The sequence below is a fragment of the Citrobacter sp. H12-3-2 genome, assembly GCF_009649895.1.
Classification (GTDB): Bacteria; Pseudomonadota; Gammaproteobacteria; order Enterobacterales; family Enterobacteriaceae; genus Citrobacter; species Citrobacter portucalensis.
This window is the reverse complement of sequence record NZ_CP045837.1, coordinates 1947411-1965738: the sequence shown is the minus strand read 5'-3', so window position 1 is coordinate 1965738 and position 18328 is coordinate 1947411. Positions and strand designations below refer to the sequence as shown.

17 protein-coding genes and 3 tRNA genes are annotated in these 18328 nt (G+C 50.0%); 6 read left to right on the top strand and 14 right to left on the bottom strand.

Annotation, left to right across the window (positions count from 1 at the left end; genetic code table 11):
• Window positions 1–8: 8 nt before the first annotated feature.
• Window positions 9–374, top strand: coding sequence for a hypothetical protein (locus GHC22_RS09325; RefSeq protein ID WP_153687550.1), 366 nt, complete (start codon window positions 9–11; stop codon window positions 372–374).
• Window positions 375–1004: 630 nt separating this feature from the next.
• Window positions 1005–3911, top strand: a complete 2907-nt coding sequence (locus tag GHC22_RS09320; RefSeq protein ID WP_153752770.1) for a C1 family peptidase — start codon at window positions 1005–1007, stop codon at window positions 3909–3911.
• 181 nt (window positions 3912–4092) lie between these two features.
• Here the strand turns inward: GHC22_RS09320 and GHC22_RS09315 are convergent.
• From GHC22_RS09315 to uvrY, 6 genes are all read right to left on the bottom strand, one after another.
• Window positions 4093–4179, bottom strand: a tRNA-Leu gene (locus tag GHC22_RS09315).
• Between the two features lie 12 nt (window positions 4180–4191).
• Window positions 4192–4265: transfer RNA gene (locus GHC22_RS09310), tRNA-Cys, on the bottom strand.
• 51 nt (window positions 4266–4316) lie between these two features.
• Window positions 4317–4392 (bottom strand) — tRNA-Gly (locus GHC22_RS09305).
• A 151-nt stretch (window positions 4393–4543) separates the two neighbouring features.
• The gene (gene pgsA, locus GHC22_RS09300; RefSeq protein WP_003030490.1) at window positions 4544–5092 is read right to left on the bottom strand and encodes a CDP-diacylglycerol--glycerol-3-phosphate 3-phosphatidyltransferase; all 549 of its coding nucleotides are present in this window, start codon (window positions 5090–5092) and stop codon (window positions 4544–4546) included.
• A gap of 55 nt (window positions 5093–5147) precedes the next feature.
• The gene (gene uvrC, locus GHC22_RS09295; RefSeq protein ID WP_003834021.1) at window positions 5148–6980 is read right to left on the bottom strand and encodes an excinuclease ABC subunit UvrC; all 1833 of its coding nucleotides are present in this window, start codon (window positions 6978–6980) and stop codon (window positions 5148–5150) included.
• Window positions 6977–7633: a UvrY/SirA/GacA family response regulator transcription factor gene (gene uvrY / locus GHC22_RS09290; protein WP_003834023.1), complete on the bottom strand. Its 657-nt coding sequence runs from the start codon at window positions 7631–7633 to the stop codon at window positions 6977–6979. Before uvrY ends, uvrC begins: the two co-directional genes overlap by 4 nt.
• 459 nt (window positions 7634–8092) lie before the next feature.
• Here uvrY and GHC22_RS09285 point away from each other — a divergent pair, with 459 nt between their 5' ends.
• Entirely contained in the window at window positions 8093–8317 is a 225-nt protein-coding gene (locus GHC22_RS09285) for a DUF2594 family protein (protein ID WP_003030482.1), read from the top strand.
• A gap of 66 nt (window positions 8318–8383) precedes the next feature.
• On the opposite strand, the gene sdiA is transcribed toward GHC22_RS09285, so the two are convergent.
• The 8 genes from sdiA to GHC22_RS09245 form a co-directional block, all read right to left on the bottom strand.
• Window positions 8384–9106 (bottom strand): transcriptional regulator SdiA, encoded by a 723-nt coding sequence (gene sdiA, locus GHC22_RS09280; RefSeq protein ID WP_008785095.1) that lies wholly within the window; start codon window positions 9104–9106, stop codon window positions 8384–8386.
• Window positions 9107–9334: 228 nt separating this feature from the next.
• Window positions 9335–10087, bottom strand: a complete 753-nt coding sequence (gene tcyN, locus GHC22_RS09275; protein ID WP_003030477.1) for an L-cystine ABC transporter ATP-binding protein TcyN — start codon at window positions 10085–10087, stop codon at window positions 9335–9337.
• Entirely contained in the window at window positions 10084–10752 is a 669-nt protein-coding gene (tcyL, locus tag GHC22_RS09270; protein WP_003030474.1) for a cystine ABC transporter permease, read from the bottom strand. The genes tcyN and tcyL overlap by 4 nt, the downstream gene beginning before the upstream one ends.
• 21 nt (window positions 10753–10773) lie before the next feature.
• Window positions 10774–11760, bottom strand: a complete 987-nt coding sequence (dcyD, locus tag GHC22_RS09265; protein ID WP_111465427.1) for a D-cysteine desulfhydrase — start codon at window positions 11758–11760, stop codon at window positions 10774–10776.
• A gap of 107 nt (window positions 11761–11867) precedes the next feature.
• A complete protein-coding gene (gene tcyJ, locus GHC22_RS09260; protein WP_003030469.1) occupies window positions 11868–12668 on the bottom strand; it encodes a cystine ABC transporter substrate-binding protein in 801 nt (266 codons plus the stop codon).
• Between the two features lie 225 nt (window positions 12669–12893).
• Window positions 12894–13445, bottom strand: a complete 552-nt coding sequence (fliZ, locus tag GHC22_RS09255) for a flagella biosynthesis regulatory protein FliZ (protein WP_153752768.1) — start codon at window positions 13443–13445, stop codon at window positions 12894–12896.
• Window positions 13446–13502: 57 nt separating this feature from the next.
• Window positions 13503–14222: an RNA polymerase sigma factor FliA gene (fliA, locus tag GHC22_RS09250; RefSeq protein WP_016153479.1), complete on the bottom strand. Its 720-nt coding sequence runs from the start codon at window positions 14220–14222 to the stop codon at window positions 13503–13505.
• Window positions 14223–14384: 162 nt separating this feature from the next.
• Window positions 14385–15833 carry a flagellin gene (locus GHC22_RS09245; RefSeq protein WP_153752766.1) on the bottom strand — a complete coding sequence of 483 codons (1449 nt, stop codon included), beginning with the start codon at window positions 15831–15833 and terminating at the stop codon, window positions 14385–14387.
• 255 nt (window positions 15834–16088) lie between these two features.
• On the opposite strand from GHC22_RS09245, the gene fliD reads away from it, so the two are divergent.
• Genes fliD through fliT form a run of 3 tightly spaced genes read left to right on the top strand, consistent with a single transcriptional unit; the run spans window position 16089 to window position 18295 of the window.
• Window positions 16089–17501 (top strand): flagellar filament capping protein FliD, encoded by a 1413-nt coding sequence (fliD, locus tag GHC22_RS09240; RefSeq protein ID WP_063940425.1) that lies wholly within the window; start codon window positions 16089–16091, stop codon window positions 17499–17501.
• Between the two features lie 15 nt (window positions 17502–17516).
• Window positions 17517–17924, top strand: coding sequence for a flagellar export chaperone FliS (gene fliS / locus GHC22_RS09235; RefSeq protein WP_118262567.1), 408 nt, complete (start codon window positions 17517–17519; stop codon window positions 17922–17924).
• On the top strand, window positions 17924–18295 hold the full coding sequence (fliT, locus tag GHC22_RS09230) for a flagella biosynthesis regulatory protein FliT (protein WP_008785101.1): 372 nt from the start codon (window positions 17924–17926) through the stop codon (window positions 18293–18295). The genes fliS and fliT overlap by 1 nt, the downstream gene beginning before the upstream one ends.
• Window positions 18296–18328 lie beyond the last annotated feature (33 nt).

The window sequence follows — 18328 nt, the reverse complement described above, 5'->3', positions numbered from 1 at the left end:
GGTTAATCATGAGACGGCTATGGGCGTCGTTATCCATCGCCTTTGTTCTACTGCTGATGAACTCCCCTTACGCCGCAGCCAGCGCCCTGCAGCACCAGGGCGACAGAGAGCATGAATTACGGATTGCCGTGATTGCTGGTAATGGTTTAAACAGCTTCGGGGGAGACATTGGTTTTACGCTCAACGCGCAAAACAGGAAAATCCATCCCTTTGGTCCTCAATTTATCATTGTTGATCCCATCATCATTGATAACGTTGGAATGCGCGGCGGAAATCCTGCCCGCGATGGCTTCATCGGCAACCCTGCACGTAATGGATTTATGAATAATCCTGCCCGCGGTGGATTCATGACAAACACCCCTATTCGCAGATAACACTAATGTAGTGGTCGCGTTTGTGCCAACTGGGTCGCTTTCGCACATTCGATGCAATTACCGCCAATACCAGGGGCCGTATTGGCGACCGCACCTGCGCGATAGACTTTAATGTTATGTGCTTATAGGCATGAGCCTAGTCACATCACTTTTTATATTTTCAAATAATCAGTAAACACCAACATCTAAATACAACGTCAGGTTAATCCATAATAAATACGGCTGATATTAAAACAATAAACCATACAGCACACTTACCTTTCAGACGTCTTTTAGATATCAAAATAATAAAAATAAGCGATAGTCATAACGCGTCTCCTCCGGATCCGCGCAATATAGTATTTGTTCAATTCGCCGGAGCTCTCACACGACAGGGGGTAATAGACGTTTCAACAACCCTGGAAAATCGTCACTTAAAATAGGAAGGTTTCAATATGCTGGGTGTTGCCTTTGTCGATGGTTATACCGCCAGAGTTTCACCGGGCGTTCTTGAAGTCTGGACCAGCGTCGATTGAAGGCATCATTTAACGCCATTTGGCTGAAAGTGATGCGCTGCACTCCTGTCCATATCAACACCCTGTTCCTGGACGTTGATATCAACGTAAGCACTCGTCTTTCGAGGGGAAAATCATGGTTAAATTGCTGTTGCAGGGTTCATCCGGCCAGGAAGTTGTTCAACTCCGCAAGTGTCTGGCTGCTACATTGGGGCCGGATGCAAAAATGTTCGATCTACAGACAAAAAATGACCAGTTCGATGAGGCACTCGTGGCAGCAGTACGTCACTGGCAGTCGAATATCGGTGTCCTTGCCGATGGCATTGTTGGTCCCTATTGCCAGAGCCTGCAAGGTTTGATAACTCTCCCCACCATCGGTCTGCGCGCAGACGATGTGCAGAAGTTATTCCCAGCCACCAAACCATCCAACGTATTGCGATATCTGCCGTATGTTGCGGCAGCACTGGTCAGTGAGGGGCTCACGGCGTTCCCGTTGGTTCTCGCTGCACTGGGTACCATACGCGCGGAGACAGAAGGTTTCGTGCCGATTGCCGAATACCCTTCTCAGTTCAACACAATACCGGGTTTACCGGCATTCAGCGCCTACGACGCAGGTACCAAAATAGGTGAAGATCTCGGCAATACTAAACCGGGGGATGGTGCCAGATTTCGTGGTCGCGGTTTCGTGCAACTCACCGGGCGCGCAAATTACGAAGAATACGCTCCCCGCATCGGCGTGGACATTGCCGCTTTCCCTGACCTCGCCAATGCACCTGAAGTGGCAGCCGTATTATTGGCTATGTTCCTCGCCGATCGCAAAAAAGAGTTAATGACCGCACTCGCAGCCACTCCACCGGACTACAGGAAGGCACGTCGACTGGTGAATGGCGGCTCCCACGGATTGGATCGTTTCAAAAGCGTGTTCACGCTTGCCGCAGCCACACCAACCGCCATGCTAAACACCGGAAAAGCCGGGAAGATTATGACAAGTAGCGAGCCTTCAAAAGCGGGTAAGCAAAAGAGCGCCACAGCGGCAATTCCCTTATCCGTACTCGACTCGGGGCCCGTGCTCAATGCTTCAAAGGATCCGGTCGATCTGCGCGATCGAACCTATACACCGCCCCCGGTAAGCTTACCCGACCTGTTCCCAAGCGATGAGGACATTGCAACACGGTTGACAGTTTACACGAAGGCAAAATTGATCCTCGATCAGGGCCAGGAAGGAGCCTGCACGGGCTTTGGCCTCGCATGCGTCGTGAATTATCTCCGCTGGCGTAAAGCCGGTTTTCCATCGACGCTCGATTCAGTGAGCCCCCGCATGCTTTACAATTTTGCCCGGCGATACGACGAATACGCAGGTGAGGATTACGAGGGCTCAAGCTGCCGTGGCGCGCTCAAGGGCTGGTTTCACCACGGCGTGTGTCTGGAGTCTGACTGGCCCTATCAGGCGCAGGAAGATGTGCCGCCAAAGTATGGCTATGCCGAACGATCAGCGAATACGACACTGGGTGTCTACTATCGCATAGACATCAAAAGTATCACCGACATGCAAGCCGCGATCCATGAAGTTGGTGCGATCTACGTTTCCGCCTTCACGCACGAGGGCTGGCAGGCTGTTCCGGAAGTGAAAAAAACAATCACGGGGCATACCTCACTTTCCATTATCGCCTTCAATGGCAAACCCTCAAAAACCGATGGACATGCCTTTGCTCTGGTGGGATTCAACCGCGATGGCTTTATTATCCAAAACTCATGGGGAAATAGCTGGGGTTGTGGTGGTTTTGCGGTGTTGAGTTATGCCGACTGGCTGACCAATGCGATGGATGCCTGGGTCGCTGCGTTGGGCGTACCGGGTGTGATGCAAGGGCAACTCACCATTGGCAAACCGTCTTACGCCACGTTGGCAGGAACAGCCAATAAAGAGCAGTGGTGGGATGAAGCAACCGCTTACGAACACAGTATCGTAATAGGCAACAATGGACGCGTGACTCGCTACCTTACACAAGACGAAATGACGCGCACATTGATGTATCAAGGGTGTGTATTACCCGATCGCTGGTTCCGGACACATACCACCGAAACCAAGCGTCTGGTGATCTATGCACACGGAGGACTCAACGACGAGGCCGGTTCTATTGAACGGGCGCGAGCGATGGGCCGCTACTTCATCGGCAACGACTGCTACCCATTATTCCTTGTGTGGAAAACGGGGATTCTGGAATCCATTGGCGACATCTTTTCCGACCACTTCCATCGAGAACCGTCACGAGCAGGAGGCATTCGTGAGGCGTTAACCGATGGCTCCGACATGCTGCTTGAGCAAACAATAGGTAGGCCATTTGCCAAACCTATCTGGAGCGAGATGAAGGAAAATGCAGAGTTTAGCTGTGTCTCAGGCCGCGCAGGCGACCTGCTGGTGACAGCACTACAAACGCTAGCTGCGAGCTGGGGCAACGCACTTGAGATCCATATCATCGGCCACTCGGCAGGCAGTATCATCCTCGGCTATTTCGTCGACCTGTTGTCGGCACGCGGTCTGGGCGAGCAACTTAAATCAGTGCATCTCTATGCACCCGCATGCACAGTGCAATTTGCCAACCGCCACTATGCACCGCATGCTTCTTTAATGAAACGTATGTATCTGCACATTCTCTCCGATCGCAATGAGAGGGACGACAATGTAGCGAAAATTTATCGTAAGTCGTTGCTGTACTTCGTTTCAAATGCCCTGGACGGCGATCAGCGTACACCACTACTGGGAATGGACAACGTACGCGACAAAAACTACAGCGGCTGGGACGGTTCGTCGAGCACAGGCGAAGCACTTCGCAATTGGCGCCGTGCTGCTAGTGAGGCTGGGTTAGATAAGAGCGCACGTACGAATGTGATTGATATGAACAAGGTGCCCACAGGTCCGAACGTCTGGATTGATCCTTCACACGGCAGTTTCGACAACAATACCAATGTTCTCGAACTGACGTTGCAACGTATTGTTGATGTAGACGCACTGAACATGCCCGTTGACGATCTGAGAGGCTTTTAACTAGCGCTCGCTCTCTGAGTTACGCGCACATTGAAACTAACAACATTAAGATAATCATTGATATACAGGAATACGGGTGCCAGGGACGGCTGATGTGACAGGTAAACGTCAGGCACAAAAAAACCACCCGTAGGTGGTTTCACGACACTGCTTATTGCTTTGATTATTCTGTTCTTTCCCATGGTACCCGGAGTGGGACTTGAACCCACACAGCGCGAACGCCGAGGGATTTTAAATCCCTTGTGTCTACCGATTCCACCATCCGGGCTCGGGAAGAAATTGGAGGCGCGTTCCGGAGTCGAACCGGACTAGACGGATTTGCAATCCGCTACATAACCGCTTTGCTAACGCGCCGAAATCTTCTGGCTTTACAGCCGACATCCGCTATTGCCGATGTCTTAAATTTGGAGCGGGAAACGAGACTCGAACTCGCGACCCCGACCTTGGCAAGGTCGTGCTCTACCAACTGAGCTATTCCCGCATCACCAAGTAACTTTGTTAATCACTTGATTTTGTTATCGTCTGGCAATCAGTGCCGCCGTTCGATGCGTTGCATTCTACTTACCTGACGCAATGAGTCAACGATATTTTTCACCACTGACGATCGTTTGCTGAAATTTGCGTCGAAACGATCACTGATCAAGCAAATCTCCACGTGCAGCGCTCAAATACTGGAACATTGACCACAAAGTCAGTATCGCGGCGACGAAGAAAAGTGCGATCCCAGCATACTCTACCCAGATATTTGGACGCCACAGCAGCCAGGCCAGTGCAGCCATTTGCGAAGTGGTTTTCACTTTACCGATCCAGGATACGGCTACGCTGCTGCGTTTACCCAGTTCGGCCATCCATTCACGCAGTGCAGAGATGATAATTTCACGCGCAATCATTGTTGCGGCAGGAAGCGTCACCCACCAGCTGTGGTAATGCTCTGTCACCAGGACCATCGCGATTGCCACCAGCACTTTATCAGCGACCGGATCGAGGAAGGCGCCAAAACGCGTGCTTTGGTTCCAGCGGCGCGCCAGAAAACCGTCAAACCAGTCAGTGACCGCTGCGATACAGAAGATCAGCGCACAAACAAAGGGAGCCCAGGTGAATGGCAGGTAAAAAGCCAATACAAAGAATGGGATCAGGATGACGCGAAACAGCGTGAGCAACGTAGGGATATTAAATTGCATATGACGGATAACTATCTGTTGTCAGTGAAATTACCCCTATGTTGCTACAGAGGGCCTAATGTTTCAACGAGTAGAAGATCTTTTCTGCCAGAGCTTGCGAAATACCCGGCACTTTTGCAATTTCTTCGATACTTGCGTTACGAAGGCCTTGCAAACCTCCCATATATTTCAACAACATCTGGCGACGCTTTGGCCCGACACCTTCGATGGTCTCAAGCGTGCTGGTGCTTTTCACTTTCGCCCGCTTTTTACGATGCCCGCTAATCGCATGATCGTGAGATTCATCGCGGATATGCTGGATAACGTGCAATGCAGGCGAATCCGGCGGCAGGCTAAAGCCCTCACCTTCCGGCTCAAAGAACAGCGTTTCCAGGCCTGCTTTACGATCGGCCCCTTTTGCCACCCCCAGCAAGAGTGGGTGCTGTTTGTCCCAGGGAACATCCAGCTCAGCAAAAACGGCTTTCGCCTGCCCTAACTGACCTTTACCGCCGTCGATCAATATGACGTCCGGAATCTTACTTTCTTCAATCGCCTTACCATAACGCCGACGCAAAACCTGATTCATCGCCGCATAATCATCACCCGGCGTAATGCCGGTAATGTTGTAGCGGCGATACTCTGCGCGCAGCGGGCCATTGGCATCAAAGACCACGCAGGAAGCTACCGTCTGTTCACCCATCGTATGGCTGATGTCGAAGCATTCCATACGCTTCACCGCAGGTAACTTCAATACCGATGCCAGCGCCGTCAGACGTTGCGTAATCGTCGACTGCTGAGAAAGTTTTGTGGTGAGCGCCACTGCCGCGTTGGTCCGCGCCAGCTTGAGATAACGTGCGCGATCTCCTCGCGGTTTCGTCTGCACGTTAATCTTCCTGCCGGCCAGTTCAGACAGAGAGTCTGCCAGCAGGGTTTTATCGCTAAGATTAAAATCGAGCAGGATCTCCCCGGGTAAGGTACGCATCTGGCTCCCCTGCAGATAAAACTGCCCGACAAAGGTTTCGACGACCTCGCCGAGTTCCGTGCCACCGGGTACTTTCGGGAAATAGCTGCGGCTGCCCAGCACTTTACCCTGGCGAATAAACAGAACATGCACACAGGCCATACCTGCGTCAAACGCCACGCCAATGACGTCCAGATCGTCTCCGGTATTAGAGACAAACTGTTTTTCTGTCACGCGACGTACGGCCTGAATTTGGTCACGAATGCGCGCAGCCTCTTCAAACTCGAGATTTTGGCTGGCCTTTTCCATGCGGGCGATCAGCTGCGTTAATACCTGATCGTCTTTTCCGGACAGGAACAGACGAACATACTCGACCTGCTGAGCATACTCTTCCTCACTCACCAGACCCGCGACACACGGACCGAGACAGCGGCCAATCTGATATTGCAGACAAGGTCGAGAACGGTTGCGATAAACGCTGTTTTCGCACTGACGGATAGGGAATATTTTCTGCAACAGCGCCAGCGTTTCACGCACCGCATAACCGTTAGGGAACGGTCCAAAGTACTCGCCTTTGGCATGCTTTGCCCCGCGATGCATCGCCAGACGCGGGTGGGTATCGCCGCTAAGGAATATAAAAGGGTAGGATTTATCATCGCGCAGCAATACGTTATAGCGCGGCTGATACAACTTGATGTAGTTGTGCTCAAGCAATAACGCTTCGGTTTCAGTGTGCGTTACCGTGACATCAATCTGCTGGATTTGCGCGACCAGCGCTTCGGTCTTGCGTGACGCAAGATTACTACGGAAGTAGCTGGAAAGCCTTTTTTTCAGGTCTTTCGCTTTCCCGACATAGATAACCGTCCCGGCGGTATCATACATACGATAGACACCGGGCTGACTGGTCACGGTTTTCAGGAACGCTTTGGCATCAAACTGATCGGTCACTGGCTTGTTAATGTCTCCGCATTGCACAGGCCATGGCGAATTGCCAGGTGAGTCAGCTCTACATCGCCATGAATGTTTAATTTACTGAACATTCGATAGCGATAGCTGTTCACCGTTTTAGGACTAAGATTCAGCTGTTCTGAGATCTCATTGACCTTCTGACCTTTGGTGATCATCAGCATAATCTGCAACTCGCGTTCAGACAAACTGGCAAACGGGGTTTCCGTTTTCTCAGGCTCAATCTGGCTGAGCGCCATTTGCTGAGCGATATCGGAGGCAATATAACGCTGCCCGGAAAAAACCGAACGAATCGCACTCACTACTTCCTGGGGGGCGGCGCCTTTGCTGAGATACCCTGCGGCCCCTGCCTGCATAACTTTTGCAGGTAATGGGTTTTCGGTGTGTACCGTCAGCATGATCACTTTAATGTCTGCCGTGGAACGCGCAATTTTGCGGGTTGCTTCCAGACCGCCAATACCGGGCATATTCATATCCATCAGCACAACGTCAACGGAATTTGAGCGGCACCATTTTACCGCATCTTCACCGCAGCACGCTTCGCCGACAACTTTTATGCCTTTTATATCTTCCAGAATGCGTCGTATCCCTGCGCGCACCAGTTCGTGGTCATCAACAAGAAAAACGTTGATCAAAGGAATATCTCCAGAATAGGGATAACGCTACCGATAGTTAATCGGCCCTATGTTAACGGGTTTTATCTCAACTTTGAAATGTAAAAAACGCCCGACTTTCGATTTTGCTCTCGTTTTTGGAAATTAGATTGTACGACGAGTGGAAACTTTCAGTCCTGACAGCCTTCTGCCACGGTTATATCTGCATAGCTGTTTCAGAATAGTGACAAAAAATTCATATTCCCCCGCTGAATGCAAAATAGGCAGTCAAAGTTGTAACAATAATTAACGAGGAAAATACTCGAAATAAACAACATGTGGAGAAAATATATGCACTGCAACATGTTGTTTATTTTAATGTCCACAACATTGGTCCGCGCAAAAAACAACCACAGATATTTTTAGCCTCGCTTATGGTATACTCCGCCGCCTTAAGATTTGACATCGCACTTTTTCATTGAAACATAACGAGGAAAATAAATGAGTACGCCTGACTTTTCCACTGCTGAGAATAACCAGGAACTGGCCAATGAAGTCACCTGCCTGAAAGCCATGTTAACGCTGATGCTGCAGGCAATGGGTCAAGCCGATGCAGGCCGCGTGATTCTTAAAATGGAAAAACAGCTCGCGCTGATTGAAGATCAATCACAGGCGGCGGTATTTTCCAACACGGTTAAGCAAATTAAACAAGCTTACCGCCAGTAAAAAGAAACCGGCTGATAGCAATGCTCTCAGCCGGTTTTGCGTCTGACACTCAGAACGATAATTTACTCAGATAAGCCCGGTTGCCGCGGCATAACAGGCTATCTGCGTTTTGTTTGGTGCATTGAATTTCTTTTGCATATTCTTCTGGTGGAAGTTTACAGTATTTTCAGAAATAGACAGAATGATGGCTATCTCTGAAGAGGTCTTCCCCTCCGCCGTCCATTTCAATATTTCCTTTTCCCGCTTGCTAAAGCGCATTTCTGGCGCCATAACCATGTCATCTTCCAGCCGCGTCAGTACAGACAGACTTTCCCGCACCAGAAGCTGCATCCTGAGCTCCACTTCATCGCTCGCAAGGCGACTGTTACGAATACTTGCACGCGATACCGATAAAAAACCCAACGCCCGATTAGGCAACATTAAGCATTGCGTCATCCCTTTGCGTAAACCGTGATTGCGTGCGGCGTCCCACAAAGGTTGCGCATCGCGAAACAGAGTATCGTTCCAGGGTAAATGCCCCTGACTGAAGTTTTCAGGTTTCAGCACCGGATCAATGGCGAAATAATTTTCGGACTGATAATGCGCCACCCATGCTTTGGGATAGGTCGTATGAAGAGACGTTTTAGGTCGGGTAAAAGGTACCGGATGACGAACACAGAGCGCGTAAAAATCGAACTCTAAGTGCTGCGTCTGTTGTTGTAATTCCGTATAGACATCCTCTGCCGTCGCCATTTCCTGAAAGCGTAACAGCATACTCCGTCGCCAGGTGAAGAAATCATGATCCTGCATACTAAGTGGTAATGCCCCTGAGATTGATAATCATCCAAACATATGAAACAAGCTAACACATAAATGTATTATATATGCAAATTATCGGACAAATGAAGAATTACTTGAGTATTACTCAACAGTGGAAGGAAGTAACAGATTCAAGCATTAATAATAAAGCAATAATTATAAATAGTTATGCGAACAGCACTCGCCAGAAACAATTCCGACGAGTGCTATATGCACTATTTATTGCATCAAAAACTTCTCAAGAAACTGGCGGGTACGCGGCTGCTGCGGATGCGTGAATAAGGATTTTGCGGGTCCCTGCTCGACTATCCGTCCTTGATCCATAAATATCGCTCTATCGGCAACATCGCGAGCAAAGCTCATTTCATGCGTCACAATTACCATGGTGCGTTTTTCCTGCGCCAGTTGGCGGATGGTATTAAGTACCTCACCAACCAGTTCAGGATCAAGCGCAGAGGTCGGTTCATCAAAAAGAATAACCTCAGGTCGCATCGCCAGCGCTCGGGCAATCGCTACGCGCTGCTGCTGTCCACCCGATAAACGCCGCGGATAGCTGGTTTCTTTGCCCGCCAGCCCGACTTTCGCCAGCAGCTCACGCGCACGAGCAGTCGCTTCAGCTTTTGGTTCACCTTTGACTATCACCGGCCCTTCAATAATGTTTTCCAGCACCGTTCGATGTGGGAACAAATTAAAGTTCTGAAACACAAAACCGACGTGCTGACGTAACTGACGAATTAGCCCTTTTTGCTGGGTCAACGAACGCGCGGTATCAATAGTAATCTCACCCACTTTAATGGTGCCCGCCTCCGGTTGCTCCAGCAAATTAATGCTACGCAGCAGCGTGGTTTTGCCCGATCCGCTCGGCCCGATAATCGCGACTACTTCACCAGGTTTGACGTCAAGATCGATCCCATGCAGCACCGTTTGCCCATGAAATTTTTTGACCAGGTTTCTGACTTCGATAGCACTCATTTCGGCTCTCTCTCCTGGCGGTTCAGTTGTTCTTCAAAATAGTTTTGCAGCGCAGAAAGCACCGTCGCCATCACCCAGTAAATCAACGAGGCCGCCAGATACATCGTAAAGACTTCCAGCGTACGCGAGGTAATCAGCTGCGCCTGACGGAACAGTTCCGGTACCTGGATAGTGGCGGCCAGAGAGGTGTCCTTCACCAGGCTAATAAAGCTGTTGCTCAGCGGCGGCAACGCAACGCGCGCAGCCTGCGGCAGGATTGCCCGGCGCATAGTCTGCCAGCGCGTCATACCAATACTGGCGCCTGCCTCCCACTGCCCTTTATCGATGGAAGATATTGCCGCACGCAGGGTTTCCGCAGCGTAGGCCGCTGTATTCAGCGACAAGCCAATCATCGCCGCCGGGATGGGATCAAGCTCAATACCAAACTGCGGCAGACCGTAATAGATCATGAACAGCTGGGCAATCAGCGGTGTTCCGCGAAAAATAGAGATATAAAAACGCGCCAGCCAGCGCACAGGCAACAGCGGCGACAAACGCATCAGCGCCAGGATAAACCCCAGCACGAGGCCAAAAAACATCCCGCCGATACTCAGTTGCAGCGTAAAAACCGCGCCTTTGAGCAGATACGGCAGAGAATCAATTACCAGTTGGATACTTTCATGCATTAGCGTTTTTCGACCTGGTTGTTACACGTGAGGATGGTAGGCAAACAGTGCAGGTGCCCCACCGGTATGAATAAAGAGGATTGGGCCTTCGTCTTTGAAGCGCTTCTGGCTGATGCCGTCAATCAAACCTGCCATCGCCTTACCGGTATACACCGGATCCAACAAAATGCCTTCCAGGCGCGCCAGCAGTTTTACCGCCTCCATGCCTTCTTCGTTTGGCGTACCGTAGCCCGGCGCATAATAATCATCCCATAACAGGATATCCGCTGAGGCCGTCAGTTCCAGTTCACGGGCAATATCCTGCTGCAACGTTACAACTTTGGGCTTTTGATCGGCGACGCTGCGCGAGACGGTCACGCCGATCAGCTCGACGTCTGGCATCAGTTGTTCCAGGCCCACGGCCAGCCCGGCGTGCGTTCCCGCGCTGCCCGATGCCACCACAACGGAAGAAAGCGCAACGGCCCCTTCACACTGCTGGGCAATTTCCAGCGCGCTTTCCACATAACCCAATGCGCCCAGGACGTTAGAACCGCCAACAGGGATCACATACGGGCGAAAGCCCTGTGCTTCAATGCGCGTCGCCAGTTCCTGAAGCTGCGCATTCGGGTCGGTCAGCGCATCGCACATTTCGATCTGCGTATTAAACAGGTCCAGCAGCAGACGGTTACCGTTGGTGAGATAGTTTTCCGCAGTAGTGCCAATCGGATTTTCCAACAGCGCCACGCAGTGCAGGCCAAGCTTAGCCGCTACCGCCGCCGTCTGGCGAACATGGTTAGACTGGATGGCACCCGCGGTTATCAGCGTATCAGCACCTTCACGAAGTGCGTCTGCGGCCAGGAATTCCAGCTTACGCAGCTTATTGCCGCCCATAGCCATCGGCGTGACGTCATCGCGTTTGATGAAAATATCGCGCCCGAGATAGTCGGAGAAGCGTGGAAGATATTCGAGCGGCGTTGGCGCGCCAATAAATTCCAGACGTGGAAAGCGCGTTAAGTTATGCAGCGGCATACAGCCTCCGGTATTCGTTGTTGTGATGTTCTTTTTATTATGCACGTTCAGGCGCAATGAAATAAAAAAAGGCGCTGTTAAAGGCGCCTTTTTTCATCGGATGCCGATTATTTCGTCACATCCGCTCCAAACCATTTTTCAGACAGAGCTTTCAGCGTACCGTCTTTCTGCATTTCAGCAATGGCCGCATCAACCGCTTTCAGCAGATCTTCATTGCCTTTGCGCAGCGCCACGCCGGACTCCTGGCGGGAGAATGCTTCACCGGTCACAGCCAGCGTATCCTTGGTTTTCTTGACCAGATCCAGCGCCGCCAGACGGTCAACCAGAATGGCGTCGATACGGCCTACACGCAGATCCTGGTATTTGGTCGGGTCATCATCATAGGTACGAATATCCACGCCCTGCACGTTCTGGCGCAGCCACTCTTCATAGTTGGTGCCCAGGCCAACGCCGACTTTTTTACCTTTCAGATCGGCAGCGGTCTTAATAACGCCTTCATTACCTTTCTTCACCAGCGCCTGAATACCAGAAACCGTATACGGGGTAGAGAAATCGTATTTTTTCTTACGTTCGTCAGAGATGGTCACCTGGTTGATGACCACGTCAATGCGCTTGGAATCAAGAGAGGCCAGCATACCGTCCCACTTGGTCGGCTTCAGATTAGCTTTCACCCCAAGGTGCTTGGCCAGTTCCTCAGCGAACTCCACTTCGAAACCGGTCAGCTTGCCGTCGTCACCCTGAAAACTAAACGGGGGATAGGTCCCTTCCAGGCCCACCAGCAGCGTGCCGCGCTCTTTAACTTTATTTAACAGACCTTCATCTGCATAAGTTTTTACGCTCATTCCGGCGACAAGTGCAACAGCCATTACACCCATCAGAGCCTGACGTCCCAAAAGTGCTAATTTCATAGTTACCCCGAATATTGTCATTAGTGACTGCTATTTATTCACAAAATCATTCGAGTTGTATCAAGGCGGCAAGCGAGTGAATCCCCAGGAGCTTACTAAAGTAAGTGACTGGGGTGAATGAGCGCAGCCAACGCAGAGACAGCTTGAAGGATGACGTGTATATGACTGTAGTGTAGAGCGTTTGTCGTGATCCACAAACACAACTCTGTTACACCTTATTCGTTTTTAATATATATCAGAACTGGCTGTCCAGGAGGATTTCTGCATATGCCCTATATGCGTATGGGCTTTGAACTGCTCATACTTACGTAAGGCGATGCGGTAATTGTTGGTGCTGGTTTCCGGCAGCCACGGGGCAAGGTTTTCGTCGAGGAACCCTTCCTGCAGCAGGTCATGAGAGATATTTTGTTCGGTCAGGTGATTTCCGAGGCGACGCAGGCGGACAACGTATTCACGTACCGTGCCGTGACTCATTTCGGTCTGCTCAAATAAAAACTGTTTAAAACCAATGATATCGAAAAATTCGCTCTGCTCTTTGCAATGCAAATCACCGCAAAAACGACACAGTGCCACCCACTCTTTTTTCTCCTGTTCCCACTCGGCTTCATCCAACAAAGTGTCCAGTCGGGCGATGGCGATTTTATTCACAATTTGCCCACGACGAACCAGCGTGATCCGGTCGAGCAACTTAAAGCAATGGGCGCAATGCGTCTGGCTGTGTTTGAAATCTTTGAGGTAGCGGCTTAGAGGCCGTCTTTTTGATTGCTGCACCGTCATGAGAACTCCTGGTAGTCAATTCGTAATGCGGCATTGTTCAGGGGTAATGATGTACCCCTATAGCTTACCCAGCTTGGTGCGTAGACGTTTGATGGCCTGACTGTGCAACTGGCTGACCCGTGATTCCCCGACTTCCAGTACCGCGCCAATCTCTTTCAGATTCAGCTCTTCCTGGTAGTACAGCGTTAACACCAGCTTTTCGCGCTCCGGCAACGCCTCGATCGCGTCCATCACGCGCTGGCGGAGGTTACCCTCAAGAAGCTGTTGTAACGGGTTTTCCTGCTGATGTTCTTCCGTCACCAGCTCAATACTATCGCCATGCTCTTCCCGCCACTCGTCATAAGAGAAGAGTTGGCTGTTATTGGTATCGAGCAACATCTGACGATACTCTTGCACAGGAATAGCCAGACGCTCCGCCACTTCGGTTTCCGTCGCGTTGCGCCCTAATTCCTGCTCCAGTTGTCCCATCGCCTGTGCCACTTCGCGAGCATTGCGCCGAACGCTACGCGGCACCCAATCCCGGCTACGTAGTTCGTCCAGCATTGCTCCACGAATACGCTGCACTGCGTAAGTGGTAAATGCCGTTCCTTGCAAAGCGTCATATCGGTCAACGGCATTCAATAACCCGATGCCGCCCGCTTGTAGCAGGTCATCCAGTTCTACGCTCGCCGGCAAACGCACCTGAAGGCGCAATGCTTCGTGACGCACCAACGGTACATAACGCTGCCACAGCGAGTGTTTATCCATTACACCTTCAGCGGTATACAGTGAATTCACGATAAACAGCCCTGCGTTAAATGAGTTATCGGCATGATTATCCGTTTCTGCAGGAGTTTTAATCGGGTGAATAGTGGGTGAAATGAGGGGTTATTTGGGGGTTACGGGTAAAGCTAAATATAAAAAACCCCGCCGGAGCGGGGTTTGCGCGATAAGCGTAAATTAACGCAGCAGAGACAGAACGTTCTGCGGAACCTGGTTGGCCTGTGCCAATACAGAAGTACCTGCCTGTTGCAGGATCTGAGCACGAGACATGTTGGACACTTCGGTCGCGTAGTCAGCATCTTCGATACGGCTACGAGCAGAAGACAGGTTGTTTACGGTGTTACCCAGATTGGTGATAGCAGAATCGAAACGGTTCTGGATTGCCCCCAAGTTAGACCGTAAAGCATCAACCTGAGAGAGGGCCTTGTCTAGGGCAGCCAATGGGTCATTAGTTTTACTTGTTGAAAGCGAAGTCAAACTATCGGTCTTGAGATTTTTATCCTTCAGATCAACAGCTGAATATGTCTTTGCGTCAACGCCGCTACCAATAGTGACAACTTCAGTTTTACCGTCTAAGCCACCCAACTCAATATTACTTGTTGCGGCTTTGCCGTCAGCATCTTTATAGCTAACGGTTTTAAGAGTAGCATTGCCATCTTTGTCCACATTAGCAGCAAAGCGTTTCCCATCAGCATTAACCAATGCATATGCACCAGTATCTTTACCATTTGCGTCTGTTAGCTTATTAAGCTTATATCCTGTCGGCGGGGTAACAGAAATGTCAACTTTCGCCGTTGTCGTTTCTTTCAAATCAGCCGGATCAACGCTAGAGACGTCTGTTCCTGTTATTGTTAGTTTGCCATCTTTATCTGCTGACGCTGTATAGTAACCATCCTTAGCTGTGGTAGCAACCGGAGGAGTGGCACCATCATTAGTGTCTTTTACCTTGACATATAACTGTCCGCTGGTGTCCGTGTAAACTTCATCGCCATCAATGGCTCCGTTATTTGGAACAGTAGTTATTGTAGAAGCTTTATCCAAGGACACGTCTGCCCCAGGAATGGTTGTTACTTCAGTAGCGTCTAAAGCTTCAGCCTTCTTGATACCAAACCCTGATAAACCAAGTGTATCAGAATTAATTTCCTGCAGTTTAATAGTGATTGTTTCACCATCATTGGCACCAACCTGGATTGTCATATCTTGGTTGGAGGCAAGTACTTTTACGCCGTTGAACTGTGTTTGGCCAGATACACGATCGATTTCACTCAGGCGTTGCTGGATTTCAGATTGAATAGAAGTCAGATCACTATCAGAGTTAGTACCGTTAGTCGCCTGTACAGACAGTTCACGAATACGCTGCAGGTTGTTGTTAATTTCGTTCAGAGAGCCTTCAGTGGTCTGTGCCACCGAGATACCGTCGTTGGCGTTACGGGAAGCCTGGGTCAGGCCTTTAACGTTGGCAGTGAAACGGTTAGCGATCGCCTGACCAGCAGCATCGTCTTTCGCGCTGTTGATACGCAGACCGGAAGACAGACGCTCGATAGCGGAACTCAGGGAAGACTGAGATTTGTTCAGGTTGTTCTGGGTCAACAGCGACAGGCTGTTTGTATTGATGACTTGTGCCATGATCTTTTCCTTATCAATTACAACTTGATGTTATTGGGCTGTTGCCCACGGTTTCTCACCGTAACCCATGTATCGGCACCTTAAATTCGAACTTTAGAAAATTTTTACTTTCCGCTCTCTTTTTTCTTAGCCTCAGAAATACCCGCAATATGCCCCACTATTCTGCGCATTATTTTTACAAAACTATCATTAAACTTTGCGCGCAGATTGCCGATAACCCGCTTAACTACTGTTTGCAATCAAAAGGAATTAGGCATGGCTTCATTTACTTCTCTTGGCGTCGGGTCAAATCTGCCGCTGGATACGTTGCTGAACAACCTGACAATCGCGGAAAAAAAACGCTTAAACCCAATAACTCAACAACAAAGCGACAATACCGCGCGTCTGACCGCCTACGGCACATTAAAAAGTGCACTGGAAAAATTTCAGACTGCGAACACAGCGTTAAATAAGGCCGATCTGTTCAAAAGCACGACCGTTACCAGCAGCAGCGAAGATCTGAAAGTGACCACCGAAGCTGGAGCGGCACCGGGTATCTATACCATTAGCGTCACCCAACTGGCACAAGCGCAATCTTTAAGAACCAACTCACCGACTACAATTGCTTCAACAAAAGACGCGCTGGGTGATAGTTCAGCAGAAACACGCACCATAAAAATTGCGCAAGACGGCCGTAAAGAGCCACTGGAAATTAAGCTGAATAAAGACCAGACCTCACTGGATGAGATCAGCAAAGCGATAAACGATGCCGATAGCGGAATTTCGGCCAGCATCGTTAAGGTTAAAGATGGCGACTACCAATTAGTACTGACTGCCAGTGAAGGCGAAGCCAATAAAATGACTATCTCCGTTGAGGGAGACAGTAAGCTAAATGACCTGCTGGCGTATGACAGCGAAACCGGCACCGGGAATATGAAGGAACAGGTTAACGCTCAAAATGCGAAGTTAACCGTAAACGGTATCGATATTGAACGTTCCAGTAATAAAATTACCGATGCCCCTCAGGGCGTAGTGCTCGATCTGACCAAAAAAGTCACTGATGTTCGGGTCACGGTAACAAAGAATAACGACAAAGCAACCGAAGCCATTAAAGGCTGGGTCGATTCATATAATTCCCTTATCGACACCTTTAATACGCTGACTAAATATAAAGAAGTTGATCCGGGTGCTGAAGCGCAAGACAAAAATAACGGAGCGCTGCTTGGTGACAGTGTTGTTCGTACGATTCAAAGTGGAATTCGTGCACAATTTGCTAACGGTGCCAGTGATGGCGCTTTTAAAACATTAAATGAAATTGGCATTAAGCAGGACGGCGCAACCGGCAAGCTAAAAATTGACGATGATAAGCTGAAAAAAGTCCTGAACGAAAATACAGCCTCCGTGCGTGAACTGTTAGTTGGCGATGGTAAAGAAACCGGTATCACCACCAAAATTGCCACCGAAGTAAAAAGCTATTTGGCTGATGACGGCATTATCGACAATGCGCAAGACAGTATTAACGCCACACTGAAAAAACTGACTAAGCAGTATCTGTCGGTCAGCGCCAGTATTGAAGATACGGTGGCGCGTTACACGGCACAGTTTACGCAGTTAGACACCATGATGAGCAAGCTCAACAACACCAGCAACTATCTGAGCCAGCAATTTACGGCGATGAGTAATTCCTGATAACACGAGGTAAGTATGTATACCGCGAGCGGTACCAATGCCTATGCACAGGTCAGCATAGAGAGTGGCGTGATGAGCGCTAATCCGCATCAGCTGATTGAAATGTTGTTTGATGGCGCGAACAGCGCCCTCGTGCGCGCTCGCCTGTTTATGCAACAGGGTGATATCGTCGCCAAAGGCGAGGCCTTAAGCAAAGCCATTAACATTATCGACAATGGCCTGAAAGCAGGCCTGGATCAGGAAACTGGCGGTGAAATCGCCACCAACCTGTCTTCGCTGTATGACTATATGATCCGCCGTTTACTGCAAGCTAACTTGCGTAATGATTGTCAGGCCATTGAAGAAGTCGAAGGGTTACTCGGCAACATTGCAGATGCCTGGAAACAGATCTCACCGAAAGCGTCGTCCCAGGAGTCTCGTTAATGACCTCAGCCGTGGAGTTTATCAACCGTTGGCAGCGCATCGCGCTACTCAGTCACTCGCTGCTGGAACTGGCGCAGCGCGGTGAATGGGACCTTTTACTGGAACAGGAAGTTACCTATCTGCAAAGTATTGAAGTGGTCATGGAAGAGCAAACTCCACCGGGCATTACGCGAAGTATTCAGGACTTAGTTGCCGGGTATATTAAGCAAACGCTGGATAACGAACAATTACTCAAAACGTTGTTGCAGCAGCGCCTGGATGAGCTCAGTAACCTCATTGGCCAGTCGACGCGCCAGAAGACGCTGAATAACGCTTATGGTCGTCTTTCCGGCATGCTGTTGGTACCCGACGCCCCCACCTCGCCACAATAATTTCCCGTCTCGTCTGAATTATCTTCCATACTC